We start from the raw sequence: 17,128 nt of genomic DNA on the forward strand, positions 1-17,128 counted from the left end.
AATCAGTTCACAAAATGACTTAGCTGGTAAGAATAAAACTAGTGCATTAAAGCCATTAGTATTCTTATCGTATGTTGCTTTAGGTCTGGTGAGTGTAGCCGGAACAAGCTATGCGTCAAATATTGTGGTGGATAAAAATGCAAGCCAAAATCAACGTCCAAACGTTCATCAATTAGGTAATGGTGCTACACAAATTGATATTGCCTCACCAACTAGTGGTGGTGTATCGCATAACAAATTTAACCAATTTGATGTTTCAAAAGAAGGGGTAATCCTTAATAACTCTCGTAATGGTTCAAATACTCAATTAGGTGGAGCAATAAATGGTAACCAATCATTAACCAATAGTGCAAAAATTATTCTTAATGAAGTTAACTCTAAAAATCCGTCTCAATTACAAGGCTATGTTGAAGTTGCCGGTCAAAAAGCACAAGTTGTTATCGCAAATACAGCAGGTATCACCTGTAATGGTTGTGGTTTCATCAACGCTGACCGTGCTACGTTAACTACTGGTAAACCAATAATCGAAAATGGTAGTCTGAAAGGTTATGATGTTCAAGGTGGTAAAATTGAAATCAATGGTAAAGGTTACCGAGCATCTGGTCAAGATTACACCGATCTTATCTCTCGTAGTGTATCGATTAATGCTGAGTTATGGACTGATAATCAATTAAATGTTGTCACTGGTAAAAATAAAGTCAGTGCTGATTTAAGCAAAATCGAAAAACAAGGTGCTGATTCGGTTTCCGGTAAGCCAGAATTCGGCGTTGATGTCTCAGCGCTAGGTGGAATGTATGCCAATAAAATCAAAATGGTAGGTACTGAGCTTGGTGTTGGTGTGCGTAATAATGGAAAAATTTGGACTAATGCTGGTGAAGTCAATATTTCTGCAGAAGGACAAATACTTAATCAAGGCTCAATTGACGCAGCTGGCGATATAGTTATAAAAAGTGTAAGTAGTGGTGTTGAAAACCAAAATTATATCAGTAGCCGAAAAGGCAGCGCTTCTTTTGCTAGTAAAAATGAGATTAAAAATAATAAGAGTGGAATTATTAAAACAAGAGAGGATATTAATTTTAACTCAGGTGACTGGACAGGCAACGATGGTTTAATTGAAGCGGGGCAAACAATTTCATCACAAGGTAACAATTTTACTAACGGTTTGGGTGGTACAGCTAAAGCCAAAAATATTCAAGTTAAAACATATTCGTCAAGAAATACCGGTGAGTTGTATGCTGATAATGAGATTAAATTTGATGTTCAAAAATTATCAAACCAAGGTAAAATGATTGCCGGCAAACAAGTCTCTATTTTAGCCAAAGAGTTTTTTAATAGTTTTGAACCTGCTTTAGTCGAAAGTGAAAATGTTTATTTAAAAGGTATAAAATTCCGAAATGAAGGTAGTGTTAATGCTAAAAATCTATTGACTATTGAGGCAGAAAATACCGAAAATTATAGACAGTTATTTGCTGGCAATAAAATATCAATAATTGCTAAGGATTTAGTTAATCGTTGGGAAAATGGTAATATAGTTGCAAAAGATATCGATATTAAATCTGCTACGTTTAAGAACTATGCTAAAATCAAAGCAGACAATAAAGTAAATATTGTTTCTGATAATTTTGAAAATATTGATGGTGGTAGAGGTACTGTAGAGGCTAATGATATCGACTTGCTGGGTAACGTGTTTAATAATCAGGGTACAATCTCAGCGAAAAATAATTTAAATATTGATATTAAGGATGTGTTAAATCTTAGCATACTTTCGAGTGGCAATAAAATGTCAATCAAATCATATCAATTTATTAATCGTTGGGAAAATGGACAAATGATAGCCAAAGATATGGATATTTTAGCAGATAATTTTGAGAATTATTTGTTCATTCATGCAAATGATAGTTTAAATATGAAATTTAAAAAATTGACTAATATTAAATCTATATCTGCTGATAATACGATGAATCTGACTGGTGATATCTTTAATAATGAAATAGAAGCTGGTTTGATAGCAGATTATATTAATATTGATGTTTCTGAATCAAAAAATGTGGGTTCGCATAACGCTGTAAAAGGTGAAACTATCAAAGGTATTAATTTGATTAATTACGGTAAGATTAAATCACGAGGTTACTTCGAATCTGACGTTTATAGTGTTGAAAATGGCGCTGATGGAAGTATATTCGCAGATACATATGCCACTTTGACCGGAGAAAGTCTGCATAACGAAGGCGCTATATTTTCGGATCACAATTTGACAGTTAATATTAAACAGGTTGTCAATTGGAAGAATCTGTTCACCAATAGTGCCTTCAATCTAAAAGGCATCAACTTATCAAATGGATATGGTTCATCAATCGAAAGCCTTGGTACGCTTAAAATTGATGCAGATATTGTCGATAATTTTGGAATAATGAAAGCGCCTAATTTGATTGAAATCAAAGCTCGCAAAGAATTCTATAACAGAGGTCGAGAAGGTATGGTTGATGGTGTTATGAAGAGTAAAGTGATTGATATTGAAACTGATAGAGCAAGTAATGACGGTCAAATGACTGGTACTGATAGAATTCTAGTGAAGAGCGATTACTTTATTAATAACTGGTTTGGTACCCTAGAAGGTTTTGATATCAAACTTACAGGTAATAAATTCATGAATTATGGCTCAGCTAATGCTAAAAATGAGCTACTAATTGACGAAACAAACGCAGTAAATATTGGTAAACTTAATTCTGACTACCTATTAACTGTTAAGTCAAATAAATTCAAAAATGCGAAGCGAGGTATAATTACGGCAGGTTGGCAAGCTGATTTTTCAGGTGGTATCATCCAAAATGATGGTTTAATTCAAACCGGTCATGCAATCAATATGAAAGCTCATGATATTATTAATGATGGCTTGTTAAAATCTGTTAAACATTTAAGGGTAACTGGTGACAGTTTTTTTAACCGAGAGCCAGGTAAAGTTGACACTGAGACTGTTACACTCAACGTGGCGAAGTTTACAAATAAAGGTGACATAAAAGGTAATATTGTTTATTTATCTAATCCAACCAATTAATTTTAATAAATTTTTATTTAGTAATTTTAATTAAATAATCGTAAGATCCTAGTCTGTTTGCATGAACCATAATGCAATAAACTAGGATCTTTTTTATCCATTTAGCGAAACTAACTTTTCAATAATTTCACCTTCAAACACTAGCACTATTTTATTAGATTGAGATTGATTTTAGTTTTACAATCTACTTAACAGTGGTTAACTTTTTTATTAAACGTAGATGCAGTGGCGATATCATGATAAAACAAATTAAATTACAAGTAAGCGGTAGAGTTCAAGGCGTCGGATTTCGATTCTGTACCTATCAACAAGCCAAAAAACTTGGTTTAGTTGGTTATGTTAAAAATCTAGATAATGGTGATGTCGAAATTATTGCGCAAGGGGATACCACCCAGATAGCAAAGTTAATACAATGGCTTAACTGTGGCGGACCACGTTCTGCACGGATAGGGAATATAAATATAGATGAATTAATATCACTCAATGATTTAACTTCTTTTAATGTCCGATATTAATTTAGTGAAAAATAAAGTAAAATAAGCCAATTGTAGATGTTTCGAAAACTGATTTATCTTCTTTGTGTGATTAACTTATGCCATGAATAAAAAAAATATAATCTGTTTATTGCTTCTGATTGTGGTTATCGGAGTTTATTATAATTACCAGAAAGGTGATGAAACTAAAGTTTTGCAATCTACTGCAAATTTATCTGACACGCCAATTTATCAGAGTGATAACATGGTAACCAATGTTTACAATTTAGAGGGTGAAATTGTCTATAAAATAGAATCGGGTAAGGTTAAACACTTTGACTCATCTGAAGTGACAGAATTTGATTTGCCCAATGTTACGCTTTATGATCAAGAAAATTCTGCTACATGGCATATTACTGCTCAAAGAGCAGCATTAACTAATGATAAAAAAATCTATCTGTATCGCGATGTTCAATTAACTAACTTAACACCTGATGCGCAATTACAGAAAGTACTAACTGATAATGCTGTTATTGATTTAACAACTCAACTTGTCACCTCAAAAGACCCAATAACGATCAAAGGGGTTGGATATTATTCAACCGGGCTAGGGTTGGCTGGTGATTTGCAGGCAAAAACAGCTAAAATACTTGAGAATGTCAAAACCTATTACCATACTGAGGCCGAATAAAACATGAGATCGCAAAAACAGATTATTTCTTCACTATTTTTAATTTTATTTGTTTCTTTTGGATCTATGGCTGTTGAATCCGAAAATCAAACGTCTGTTAATAAAGATGATCAAAAAGTATTTGTTGCCAACAAGCCTATTACGATTGATGCTGATAATCAGCAAATTGATATTGAAAAAAATATTCTGACATTTAGTGGTAATGTTCGCATTGTTCAAGACGGTTTAACCATAAATGCTGACAGAGTCACCATTACTGATATGCAAGATACCTCAAAACAAAAAATTACCGGTTACGGTAATCCGGTTAACTTTAAACAAATATTACCGAAAAATAACCGAATTGTTACCGGGCATTCTAATCAAATTATCTATAATGTAAAAGAAAATAGTGTTGTTTTACAAGGTGATGCCGAAATTATTCAGCAAGACAATCATATAAAAAGTTCTATTATTTCCTATGATGTTAACAAACAAGTGATAGTAGCTGAGCCCGGTAAAAATAATAGAGTAAAAACTACTATAATCCCAAGCCAAGTAAAAGGGATGAATAAATAATATGTCAATATTAAGAGCGGTTAATCTAGCAAAAGTTTATAAAAAACGACGTGTTGTCGAAGATGTGAGTCTGACAGTTAATTCAGGTGAAATTGTTGGCTTATTAGGGCCAAATGGTGCCGGTAAAACCACCACTTTTTACATGGTAGTGGGGATTGTGACGTTAAATGCAGGTAAAATTTATCTTGATGACCATGATATTAGTATTTTACCTTTGCATGAACGAGCTAAAAAAGGAATTGGCTACTTGCCTCAAGAAGCCTCCATATTTAGAAAACTCTCAGTTATAGATAATATCATGGCCATTTTGGAAACCCGCAATGATATCGATAAAAATGAAAAAATCGATCGGGCAGAAGAGTTACTTGAAGAGTTTCATATCACCCACATTCGAGACAGTATCGGACAATCCTTATCCGGTGGTGAACGTCGCCGGGTTGAAATTGCTCGAGCGTTAGCAGCTAACCCAAAATTTATCTTGCTTGACGAGCCTTTTGCCGGCGTTGATCCGATTTCAGTTATCGATATTAAAAATATTATTAAGCATTTGCGTGATCGCGGCTTAGGAGTGTTAATTACTGATCATAACGTACGTGAAACACTTGATGTTTGTGAACGAGCTTATATTGTCAATAAAGGACATTTGATTGCTGAAGGTACGCCAGATAGTATTTTAAGTAACGAGTATGTCAAACGCGTATACTTAGGGCATGAATTTAGATTATGATGAAAACTGGTTTACAACTGAAAGTCTCTCAACAATTATCGATGACCCCACAGTTGCAATTAGCAATTCGGATGTTACAGTTGTCAACTTTAGAATTAAGGCAAGAGATTCAAACTGCACTTGAAAATAATCCATTACTTGAAGTTGATGATCAATATGATGAAATTAACGTAGAGTCAGCAGAGTTAAACGAAAATATCGATACCAGAGAAGCTTTAGATAGTGAACAGATCCCGGAAGATATTCCGCTTGATGCTTCCTACGAGGATATTTATACTGCCGGAACGCCCTCCGGCACTAACTCGGATTATCGTAGCGATGAATTACCGATATACCAAGGTGAAACTCACGAAACATTACATGACTATTTAAATTGGCAACTTGATTTAACCCCATTTAGTGACACAGATAGAGCTATTGCAACCTCGATTATTGAAGCGATTGATGACCGAGGATATTTAACGGTTTCCGCTGAAGAAATTTTAGAAGAGCAAGGCAACGACGAGATTGAACTTGATGAGGTTGAGGCTGTGCTAAAGCGGATCTGGAATTTCGATCCTATTGGTGTTGGCGCCAGAACTTTACAAGAATGCTTAGCCATTCAAATTCAGCATTTAGCGACCCCACCATTAGTAAAACAAATCATTGATAACTATTTGGACTTGTTGGCCACACGGGATTATCGAACCCTTAAAAAGGTGTTAAATGCCAGTGATGAGCAATTAAAAGAAGCGGTGAATTTTATTCAACACTTACACCCTTACCCCGGTGATTCGGTCAACACGACGCCGCCAGATTATGTTATACCGGATGTGATAGTGAAAAAAAGCGAAGGTAAATGGGTTGTTGATTTAAACAACGAAACCGTACCGTCTTTACGCATAAACCAGCAATATGCCGCAATGGAAAAAGTAAGCAGTGAAAGTGATAGTCAATATATACGGTCACATTTGCAAGATGCTAATTGGTTTATAAAAAGTATTGAAAATCGTAATGAAACTTTATTAAAAGTCAGCCAATTTATTGTTGAGCATCAACAAGCTTTTTTTGAATATGGACAGGAATATATGAAACCGATGATTTTATCGGATGTGGCGTTGGCAATTGATATGCATGAATCGACAATTTCCCGTGTTACTACGCAAAAATATTTGCAATGTCCAAGCGGAATATTTGAACTTAAATTCTTTTTTTCCAGCCATGTTAATACTCAATCAGGTGGGGAAGCCTCATCAACGGCAATTCGGGCTTTAATAAAAAAATACATTTCGGCAGAAGATAGTAAAAAACCATTGAGCGATAGTAAACTGGTCTCGATTCTTCAAGAGCAGGGTATTATTATTGCACGCCGAACTGTTGCCAAATATCGTGAAGCATTATCCATTCCACCGTCCAGTCAACGTAAACAACTTTAATGATATCATTTATTTTTAGCTATCACTTTATGAGTGATAGCTATACTTGCAAGTGATAAGTACAACCTATAAACCATTTAAAATGATCGCTAGATTGTTTAATCAAATTCAGTCATCGTGATATTTTATTGTTATATTTTTTGTAATTATTTATTACTATTAGTAGAGCAAATATCGCCGATATAACCCCAACTATTATCAAACCTATATCATATTCCGCTTCAAATAAATTAATAAGTATATAGATTGAGATTAGCAGTAATATCATTATCAAATAAGAGAATAGGATACTGGTTAAATAACGATAACCAGGAGCGACACAAGACGCTACTGAAACAGCTAATCCACAGGATAACATTAAGCCTAAAATGGCTTTTAAAGATATTGTTATTGGGTTACTTTGCGTATGTGTTAGGTTAGCAATAATATAAAAGAATATTGAAGCGCTCAAAAAACCGATTACACAGCCAATTATAAAACCAGGTAAAACACATAACCATCTTATCCAGGCTGGCCAATTCCTCATAAAATAAAGACCGCCATTGTCATCTAAATCTGCCCACCCTTTTTTCTTTGGTTCTAAATCGACAGATTCATTCCGTCTGGCATACTTATCTAACATTGCTTCAATATATTGATAATCAGCTAAATGATCAAAACACTCTTTGGTTAATTTATAGCGATCTGATTCTTGATTGATTGTTTTTTGTATTAAGCAAATGCTGTTATAAGTATGATTATATTCAATATTACACAAAGTAAGATTTTCAATGCTCTGATCATGCTTCATTAGTTGAATTGTTTGATTGTCAATAACAACTTTACTAATGATTGGATGACGTTGAATGTGAATTGTATTTTGACACTCAATATTCTCATATCTTTTAAAGTAGACAATGTATTTATACACTATCTTGTTTTCTTGCAACTGAGCAATCTTGTTTACTCTACTGATTGTCAGCATTTCGCCTTCAATATTAAGCGTTTTACCGATATAAAAATGTTTTTTAAAAATTGAATCTTGTTTATTCGTTTGTTTCTGAAAGAATTTTGATTGGGCAATAATGACTTTTTGGTTTAACGACGGAATTTCAACAAGTTGCGTTTTGTATTCCACTTTTCCTTTTCGCTGTATCAAATAGATAATGAAAATAATGAGAAACAGAAGAACAATAGGAATTGATATGTATTGGATATCATTCCATAGAAATTGTAAAGTTTGTAGCATGTTCCTTATTCCTTATAAACAGTTAATATTGGTATTTTTCTGATCTAAAAGTCAGTGGTGGTAGTATATCTTGAAGTGGTTATCAGATAGAAGTAAAACTGAAGAACTGATGTGGAAAAAGGTGAGATATCATCGCTTAAATAATAGTAAGCGATGATATCTTAATTAAGCACTTATGCTAAAAAAGAGGGGATGTTATGTTCAAATGCACTAATGGCATCTTCATGTTGTAGCGTTAAACCAATATTATCTAATCCATTTAACAAACAATGGCGTTTAAACGCATCAATTTTAAATGGATATTGTTTATCGCCTGCAATCACAACTTCGTTAACCAGATCGATTGTAAATTCGATCCCTTCATTGGCTTCAACAATTTTAAAAAGTTCATCAATGTCTTCCTCTGAAAGATTGACTAACAATAATTGATTGTTAAACGAGTTGTTATAAAAAATATCGGCAAAACTCGATCCTATAATCGTTTTAAACCCATAATCTGCTAACGCCCATGGTGCATGCTCACGAGATGAACCGCAACCAAAATTTTCACGTGCTAATAAAATACTGGCGCCTTTATAACGGGGCTTATTTAAAACGAAATCGGGGTTAGGTTGTTCGCCTAAGTCATCTAAAAAACGCCATTCATGAAAAGCGTGTTTACCAAAGCCGGTGCGAGTCACTTTTTGTAAAAATTGTTTTGGGATAATGGCATCGGTATCAACATTAGCCGCATCTAAAGGAACGACCAGTCCTGTATGTTTTGTAAATTTAGCCATGACCAGTCTCCTTAAAATGGTTTGCGAATATCAGTAAAATGCCCGGTAATGGCAGCAGCGGCAGCCATGGCCGGACTGACTAAATGGGTGCGAGCATCACGACCTTGTCGTCCTTCAAAATTACGATTACTGGTAGAGGCACAGCGATCGCCCGGTGCTAATTTGTCATCATTCATCGCCAGACACATTGAGCAGCCCGGTAATCGCCATTCAAAACCGGCATCAATAAAAATTTTATCTAACCCTTCCGCTTCCGCTTGTTGTTTTACTGGGCCGGAACCCGGAACGACTAGTGCTTGTACGCCTTCGGCGACTTTACGCCCCTTAGCAATTTTGGCTGCTGCACGCAAATCTTCTATACGTGAATTGGTACATGATCCAATAAAGACTTTATTGATCTTAATATCACTCATCTTAGTACCGGCAGATAATCCCATATAGGTTAAAGCACGCTGCGCCGAATGTTTTTCAATTGGGTCAGCAAAATCATCAGGATTTGGTACCGTTGCATCAATCGATGTAACTTGACCGGGATTTGTTCCCCATGTCACTTGTGGGGCAATGTCTTTGCCTTCAAGGGTAACAACACTGTCAAAATGCGCCCCTTCATCAGTTTTTAAGGTTTTCCAATAAGCCACCGCTTTATCAAAATCCTCCCCTTTTGGTGAGAATTGGCGACCTTTTAAGTATTCAAATGTGACTTCATCTGGTGCAATCAAACCGGCTTTAGCGCCCATTTCAATTGCCATATTACATAATGTCATTCGGCCTTCCATTGATAAAGATTTAATGGCTTCACCGCAAAACTCAACCACATGTCCGGTACCGCCAGCACTGGTTGTTTTACCAATAATCGCTAAAATGATATCTTTAGCGGTAATGCCGTCGGCAACCTGACCTTTAACTTCAATTTTCATGGTTTTAGCTCGCCCCTGTTTTAACGTTTGGGTAGCTAATACATGTTCCACTTCCGATGTGCCGATACCAAAAGCAAGTGCGCCAAATGCGCCATGAGTTGCAGTATGTGAATCGCCACAAACAATTGTCATACCGGGTAGAGTCATACCTTGTTCTGGTCCTACCACGTGCACAATACCACGTAATGGGCTTTGTAATCCATATAGGGAGACGCCAAACTCTTCGGCATTTTTTGCCAATTCGGTTAACTGAATGCGAGCCATTTCACTACAAGCATCTAAATCATTACTTTTGGTTGAAGTGTTATGATCCATGGTGGCAAACGTTTTGTGAGGCTGACGTACTTTACGATTCATGGCACGTAAACCGTCAAAAGCTTGTGGGGACGTCACTTCATGCACTAAATGACGATCGATATATAAAATCGGTGTTTCGTTCGGCGCTTGGTAAACGACGTGTGCATCATATATTTTTTGATACAGTGTTTTCGACATTGCATATTCCTTGTTATTGTCACTACCGGTACTTAAAACATAGTTTTATCGTATTAATTTACTTAGATTAAGGTGACCAACATTGCGTATTTAAGGCCGATTGCCAACTATCAAAATTACACAACTTGGTCACATAAAACGGTTTACGAAATAAATTTACAGATAATATCGCCCATTTCATCAGTCGATATAGGTTGCACATTACGGGCAAGATCTGCTGTACGATAACCTTTTTCTAATGCCTGATTTACTGCTGTTTCAATAGCGTTAGCAATATCGTCTCGTTTTAAGCTATAACGAACTAATAACGCCAAAGATAAAATTTGCGCTGCTGGATTTGCGATATTTTTACCGGCGATATCCGGTGCACTGCCACCAGCCGGCTCATAAAGACCAAAGCCTTGTTCGTTAAGGCTTGCCGAAGGTAACATTCCCATTGAACCGGTGATCATGGCGCATTCATCAGATAAAATATCGCCGAATAAATTTGAACATAAAATGACATCAAATTGGGAAGGATCTTTAACCAGTTGCATAGTGGCATTATCAATATACATATGTTCAAGCGCTACATCCGGATAATCTTTTGCGACTTGACTAACTACTTCACGCCATAAAATTGAGGTTTGCAACACATTAGCTTTATCAACTGAGGTCACTTTTTTGCGACGCAAACGAGCGGCTTCAAAGCCCATTTTGGCAATACGTTCGATTTCAAAACGGTGATACACTTCAGTGTCAAATGCTCGCTCTTGTGCACCGCTGCCTTCTCGACCTTTTGGCAAGCCAAAATAGATACCGCCGGTTAATTCACGCATACATAAGATATCAAAACCACGCGAGGCAATATCTGCACGCAATGGGCAAAGCTCTTCTAAACCTTGATATAAGCGAGCAGGGCGCAAGTTGGCGAATAATTTAAAGTGTTTGCGAAGTGGTAATAGTGCGCCTCGTTCCGGTTGCGCATCGGGTGCTAAGTGGCTCCATTTCGGACCACCGACAGAGCCAAATAGAATCGCATCAGCCTTTTCACAACCTTCGAGCGTCTCTTTAGGTAACGGGCAACCATGAACATCGATAGCTGCACCGCCGACATCATACTCACTGGTGGTGATAGCAAGCTGATATTTTTGGCGAATCACTTCAAGCACTTTATAGGCTTGTTTCATCACTTCTGGTCCAATCCCATCACCCGGTAAAACTGCAATATGGTAGTTTTGTGACATATTCTTATTCCTTAACAATCTAATTTAATTTTGCTATTTTGTTCCCGATGAACAAAACAATATTCGGTTATTAATCATGATGTAGTTTTTGTTTTTCTTGCGCAACTTGATTTGCTCTATAGACATTATTTAATACATTTATTAATGCTAAAGCTGATGAATGAACAATATCGGTTGCCAGCCCTACACCATGAAATTTACGGCCTTTATAATCAGCCACAATATCAACTTGACCTAAAGCGTTCTCGCCTTGACCTTTTGAAGCTAATTGATATTTAATAATTGAAATTGGCTCGCCAGTGATGCGGTTAATGGCTTGATACACTGCATCAACCGGACCATTACCGGTAGCTGCATCTGAAAATTTTTGATCGCCGATGATTAAACTGACCGATGCGGTTGAAACGACCGTCGAGCCGGATTGAACATTAAAATAGTCTAAAACATAATGCTCTTTTTCATCTTTTATTTGATTAATAAAAATTAAGGCTTCTAGATCGTAATCAAACACTTGTCCTTTTTTGTCTGCCAGCGCTAAAAACGCTTCATAGACTTGATCTAAGTTATAATCATTATCCTGATAACCTAACTCCTCTAAGCGATGTTTTACCGCTGCTCGACCGGAGCGGGAAGTTAGGTTTAATTGGATCTGATTTAAACCGATCGACTCGGGCGTCATAATTTCATAAGTTTCACGATTTTTTAGGATGCCATCTTGATGGATCCCAGAGGAGTGGGCAAATGCATTACTGCCAATAACGGCTTTATTCGCCGGTATTGGCATATTGGTAATTTGGCTGACAATTTGACTGGTACGATAAATTTCCTGATGATTGATATTGGTGTGAACATTTAAGATATTTTGGCGCACTTTGATCGCCATAATCACTTCTTCTAAAGCGGTATTTCCTGCACGTTCACCTAATCCATTCATCGCCCCTTCAATTTGACGAGCACCTTCTTGAATCGCGCTAATCGAGTTAGCCACCGACATGCCCAAGTCATCATGACAATGAACAGAGATAATCGCTTTATCAATGTTCGGGACACGTTCAAATAAGGTATGAATAATGCCACCAAATTGATAAGGAACAGTATAACCGACAGTATCCGGGATATTGATCGTACTTGCCCCGGCTTTAATCGCTGCTTCAACAATTCGACATAGGTTATCAATTGGGGTACGGCCTGCATCTTCACAAGAAAACTCCACATCATTAGTATAATTACGTGCACGTTTAATACAGTGCACAGCCCTATCAACGACATCATCAAATGTCATTTTTAATTTATCTTGTACATGTAAGGTTGATGTTGCCATAAAAGTATGAATACGAAATTGGTCAGCAACCTTTAACGCTTCAGCTGCAACATCAATATCTTTATTTATACAGCGAGATAACGCACAAACCCGGCTATCTTTAATCGTTTTAGCAATCGTTTGGACTGATTCGAAATCGCCCGGTGATGAGATTGGAAAACCAACTTCCATTACATCCACACGCATTCTTTCTAAAGCTAGCGCTATTTGTAGTTTTTCTTTGACACTTAAACTTGCTTGTAAAGCTTGTTCACCATCACGTAATGTGGTATCAAAAATAATGACTTGATCGCTCATTGTTTATTCCTTATTAATATTTTGGCGCTATCTCGGTATTTCAAGTTATGAAAACAAAAAACCCGCACTTTTGCGCGGGTTCTTGTTTATTTTGTCGAGTTGTTTACTAAATTACTTATTTACTCCACACACAAGCTATCCGCGCAAATTGATGCGAGGAGGAGGCTGAGGTCGAGAGATAAAAATTTAGTAAACATAAAAACTCTAATTCCAGTTAACACTACAGATTTAATTGTTGATATTTTTACCAAATGATGTTTGTTATGTCAACGATTATTTACTCATGTTGTCGCTATTTTGTTAAAATCATGAATAATAAAAAAGAGATGTCATTAGTGTAGAACTGCTTTTTCAATTGACTATTATGAGTAATAGTAAATCTATTAGATTAATAAGTTGAGCTAAGGTATATTCTTACTATAATTAATCGATAACTTATCAATGCTAACGAGGGCATAACGATGAATATTGTTGATATTTCGCAAAAACGCTATACAACTAAACATTATGATCCAACTAAAAAAATCCCGGCAGATGTGATAGAACAACTGTTAACCGTACTAAGAAACAGTCCATCATCGGTTAACTCTCAACCGTGGCATTTTTATGTCATTGATAATGAAGCAGCCAAAAATAAAATTTTGCCGGCAATAGCTGATTTTAATCAACCACGTGTCACCGGCTCATCACATACTATTGTTTTTTGTATTAAAACCCCATTGGATGAAGCCCATTTAGTTAATCTCCTTAATCAAGAAGAGAAAGATGGCCGTTTGCCTTCGGCGGAATTAAAGGCGTCTCAAGATCAGGGACGACGTTATTTTGTAAATCTAAATAGCAAAACACCTGAATCACAACAGTGCTGGGAAGGTAAACAAGCCTATATTGCATTGGGGCAATTGCTTTTTGCCGCTGCGGCAATTGGTGTTGATTCTACCGCAATAGAGGGTTACGATTCTGCTAAAATGGATGAAATCTTAGATCTTAAAAGCAAAGGATTGAAAAGCATTGTGGTTGCAACATTAGGTTACCGTGCTCAAGATGATGGTAATGCGCATCGTCCAAAATCACGTCTGCCGAAAGATCAAATCTTCACCTTTTTATAATCTGATTAACATCCCACCTCGTATTAGGTGGGATGAGTAATAAGGGTATGGTATTACTTCTGTGAATAATTGCTATAGTGTTTCAGTTTCTCTTCCAGCGCTTGTTGTTGTTCTAAACTAAACTCGTTATAAAAAAAGTAATACCCCGAACTCTCTTGTATGAAAAACACATAACCTTTTGATGTTTTATCTATTTTATGAAATTCAGCATAGTTAATATTAAAAGATCCAACTGTTTTTTTGTAATTGAATGTTAGATGATCATCATAAAAAATACAGGTCATACTGCCAAAGCGTTCATTCAATGTTAAAACCTGCTTTTTTGATTGTTTTTTAAAATTAGCCAAAAATAAGGTAAGTAATAAAATAGGCAGTATGAAAATTAGTACTGATAAAGTAGGATTTTTTGGAAATAGCAACAAACTCAAAAATAAAAGGATAGTAGATAAAATAAACATCCTTTTTCTTGAATTTCGAAATTGATGACAAATAAACGCATATACACGTTGACAGTCAAATTGATAATTAATCATTGCTATTTTGGATTCTTGGTTTTTGCTCAAATAAGGCGCCAGATAATCTTTTAGGCGCGCTAACTCATCCGGTTGAAACAGATCATAACGAACAAATTCAAAAATAATCTTATTACTAAAAAAAAATAACCCAGTTTTAGCTTCATGTATTTGATACAGATCTGAGTAATAGAAAGTACTGACTTCGTTCTTATCGTTATTTAGCCGTACTATTTTTTCATTATCGAAGGTGAAGGTAAAATTACGCATATTATCAGCAATTGAATCATCTAATTTTTGTGTAAAATTATCATCCAAACAACCTTGCAGCGCGTAATAAGTATCGACTAAATATTGTCGATCAATATGGCAATGAACGGTGATGTTACTCATACTTGCTCCTAAAATGGTCTTTATCACTCATACTGTCAATTTAATAGGTTATTGATTATATATGAAACCGATTAAATTGCATGTAAAAAACAAAACCGACAGTGAATAAATCTAATCAATTCGACAAATAACCCTAGACCCCATTGACAGAAACGTTACAATATACGGCATGACTTTTATAGCAAGTAAAATTAACTTAGCTATGATTAATTTAACAAACGGATGATGTTTTATGGCGCAATATGTTTATACCATGAATCGTGTTGGGAAGATTGTTCCTCCTAAACGTTATATTTTAAAAGATATCTCATTAAGTTTTTTCCCCGGTGCCAAAATTGGTGTTCTTGGCTTAAATGGGGCAGGTAAATCGACATTACTACGAATTATGGCTGGAGTGGATACCGAAATTGAAGGTGAAGCTCGTCCACAGCCGGACATAAAAATAGGTTATTTACCGCAAGAACCTAAACTTGATCCTAAGCAAACTGTACGTGAAGCTATTGAGCAAGCCGTTGGTGATGCCAAAAAAGCTTTGGCTCGTTTAGATGAAGTGTATGCGGCTTATGCTGATCCAGATGCTGATTTTGACAAATTAGCCAAAGAACAAGCTGAACTTGAAGCAATCATACAATCGCAAGATGCGCATAATTTAGATAACCAACTAGAGCGAGCAGCTGACGCCTTGCGTCTACCGGATTGGGATGCAAAAATCGAAAATTTATCCGGTGGTGAACGCCGTCGTGTTGCTATTTGTCAGTTATTGCTGGAAAAACCGGACATGTTATTAATTGACGAACCAACTAACCATTTAGATGCTGAATCTGTCGCATGGTTAGAACGCTTTTTACATGACTATGAAGGCACGGTGGTCGCTGTAACCCATGACCGTTACTTCTTAGACAATGTTGCTGGTTGGATTTTAGAGCTAGACCGTGGTGAAGGTATTCCATGGGAAGGTAATTACTCTTCTTGGCTTGAACAGAAAGATCAGCGATTAGCGCAAGAAGCGGCAACCGAATCCGCTCGCCGTAAGTCGATTGAAAAAGAGCTTGAATGGGTACGTCAAAATCCGAAAGGGCGTCAAGCAAAAAGCAAAGCCCGTTTAGCTCGCTTTGAAGAGCTTAATAGCAACGATTACCAAAAACGTAATGAAACCAATGAACTATTTATTCCACCTGGACCACGTTTAGGCGATAAAGTGATCGAAGTGAATAACTTAACTAAGTCATATGGTGATCGGGTATTGATCGATAATCTCTCATTTAGTATTCCTAAAGGCGCAATTGTCGGGATTATTGGTCCAAATGGTGCCGGTAAATCAACACTATTTAGAATGCTATCAGGCAAAGAGCAACCCGATAGCGGTACAATTACGTTAGGAGATACCGTGCAATTGGCATCGGTCGATCAGTTCCGTGACAGTATGGATGATAAAAAGACCGTGTGGGACGAAATATCCAACGGACAAGATATTATGCGTATTGGTAATTTTGAAATCCCAAGCCGTGCCTATGTTGGTCGCTTTAATTTTAAAGGCGTCGATCAACAAAAAAGAGTTGGTGAGCTATCCGGTGGTGAACGTGGTCGGGTGCATTTAGCTAAATTACTTCAAGTTGGTGGTAATGTACTATTACTCGATGAACCGACCAATGACCTTGATGTCGAAACTTTACGTGCGCTGGAAAATGCGTTATTAGAGTTTCCGGGCTGTGCATTAGTTATTTCGCATGACCGTTGGTTCTTAGACCGCATTGCAACCCATATTCTCGATTACCAAGACGAAGGGCATGTTGAGTTCTTTGAAGGTAACTTTACCGAATATGAAGAGTGGAAAAAACGCACTTTAGGCGCAGAAGCAGTAGAGCCGAAGCGTGCCAAATACAAAAGAATCACAAAATAGCGCTGATGATAATAATTCCCGCCGTGACAGACGGCGGG

Annotated in this window: 14 protein-coding genes; 8 read left to right on the top strand and 6 right to left on the bottom strand. The window is 36.5% G+C overall.

What is annotated here, in order from left to right; translation table 11 throughout:
• The first annotated feature begins 124 nt into the window (after window positions 1-124).
• From J3U74_RS01060 to J3U74_RS01085, 6 genes are all read left to right on the top strand, one after another.
• A complete protein-coding gene (locus tag J3U74_RS01060; protein ID WP_267329964.1) occupies window positions 125-3,055 on the top strand; it encodes a filamentous hemagglutinin N-terminal domain-containing protein in 2,931 nt (976 codons plus the stop codon).
• A gap of 236 nt (window positions 3,056-3,291) precedes the next feature.
• A complete protein-coding gene (gene yccX, locus J3U74_RS01065; protein ID WP_220217962.1) occupies window positions 3,292-3,570 on the top strand; it encodes an acylphosphatase in 279 nt (92 codons plus the stop codon).
• A gap of 82 nt (window positions 3,571-3,652) precedes the next feature.
• Window positions 3,653-4,219 carry an LPS export ABC transporter periplasmic protein LptC gene (gene lptC / locus J3U74_RS01070; RefSeq protein WP_220217961.1) on the top strand — a complete coding sequence of 189 codons (567 nt, stop codon included), beginning with the start codon at window positions 3,653-3,655 and terminating at the stop codon, window positions 4,217-4,219.
• Between the two features lie 3 nt (window positions 4,220-4,222).
• Window positions 4,223-4,777: a lipopolysaccharide transport periplasmic protein LptA gene (lptA, locus tag J3U74_RS01075; RefSeq protein WP_267329965.1), complete on the top strand. Its 555-nt coding sequence runs from the start codon at window positions 4,223-4,225 to the stop codon at window positions 4,775-4,777.
• A gap of 1 nt (window position 4,778) precedes the next feature.
• Entirely contained in the window at window positions 4,779-5,504 is a 726-nt protein-coding gene (gene lptB, locus J3U74_RS01080) for an LPS export ABC transporter ATP-binding protein (protein ID WP_220217959.1), read from the top strand.
• Entirely contained in the window at window positions 5,504-6,919 is a 1,416-nt protein-coding gene (locus tag J3U74_RS01085) for an RNA polymerase factor sigma-54 (RefSeq protein WP_416379795.1), read from the top strand. The genes lptB and J3U74_RS01085 overlap by 1 nt, the downstream gene beginning before the upstream one ends.
• Window positions 6,920-7,031: 112 nt before the next feature.
• Here the strand turns inward: J3U74_RS01085 and J3U74_RS01090 are convergent, their stop codons facing one another.
• The 5 genes from J3U74_RS01090 to leuA all read right to left on the bottom strand — a co-directional run bounded on the left by J3U74_RS01090 (window position 7,032) and on the right by leuA (window position 13,179).
• Window positions 7,032-8,147 carry a hypothetical protein gene (locus J3U74_RS01090; protein ID WP_267329967.1) on the bottom strand — a complete coding sequence of 372 codons (1,116 nt, stop codon included), beginning with the start codon at window positions 8,145-8,147 and terminating at the stop codon, window positions 7,032-7,034.
• Window positions 8,148-8,320: 173 nt separating this feature from the next.
• Window positions 8,321-8,923, bottom strand: coding sequence for a 3-isopropylmalate dehydratase small subunit (leuD, locus tag J3U74_RS01095; protein ID WP_220217956.1), 603 nt, complete (start codon window positions 8,921-8,923; stop codon window positions 8,321-8,323).
• Between the two features lie 11 nt (window positions 8,924-8,934).
• Window positions 8,935-10,335, bottom strand: coding sequence for a 3-isopropylmalate dehydratase large subunit (leuC, locus tag J3U74_RS01100; protein ID WP_267329968.1), 1,401 nt, complete (start codon window positions 10,333-10,335; stop codon window positions 8,935-8,937).
• Between the two features lie 143 nt (window positions 10,336-10,478).
• A complete protein-coding gene (leuB, locus tag J3U74_RS01105) occupies window positions 10,479-11,561 on the bottom strand; it encodes a 3-isopropylmalate dehydrogenase (protein ID WP_267329969.1) in 1,083 nt (360 codons plus the stop codon).
• Window positions 11,562-11,631: 70 nt separating this feature from the next.
• Window positions 11,632-13,179, bottom strand: a complete 1,548-nt coding sequence (gene leuA, locus J3U74_RS01110) for a 2-isopropylmalate synthase (protein ID WP_267329970.1) — start codon at window positions 13,177-13,179, stop codon at window positions 11,632-11,634.
• Between the two features lie 461 nt (window positions 13,180-13,640).
• Between leuA and nfsB the strand changes: the two genes are divergently transcribed.
• Window positions 13,641-14,285, top strand: a complete 645-nt coding sequence (nfsB, locus tag J3U74_RS01115; protein WP_220217952.1) for an oxygen-insensitive NAD(P)H nitroreductase — start codon at window positions 13,641-13,643, stop codon at window positions 14,283-14,285.
• 53 nt (window positions 14,286-14,338) lie between these two features.
• On the opposite strand, the gene J3U74_RS01120 is transcribed toward nfsB, so the two are convergent.
• Window positions 14,339-15,190 (bottom strand): hypothetical protein, encoded by an 852-nt coding sequence (locus tag J3U74_RS01120; RefSeq protein WP_267329971.1) that lies wholly within the window; start codon window positions 15,188-15,190, stop codon window positions 14,339-14,341.
• 232 nt (window positions 15,191-15,422) lie between these two features.
• Here J3U74_RS01120 and ettA point away from each other — a divergent pair, with 232 nt between their 5' ends.
• Complete coding sequence (gene ettA / locus J3U74_RS01125) at window positions 15,423-17,090, top strand: energy-dependent translational throttle protein EttA (protein ID WP_267329972.1); 1,668 nt, start codon at window positions 15,423-15,425, stop codon at window positions 17,088-17,090.
• Window positions 17,091-17,128 lie beyond the last annotated feature (38 nt).

It is taken from the genome of Gilliamella sp. B3892 (assembly GCF_026536305.1).
Lineage (GTDB): Bacteria > Pseudomonadota > Gammaproteobacteria > Enterobacterales > Orbaceae > Gilliamella.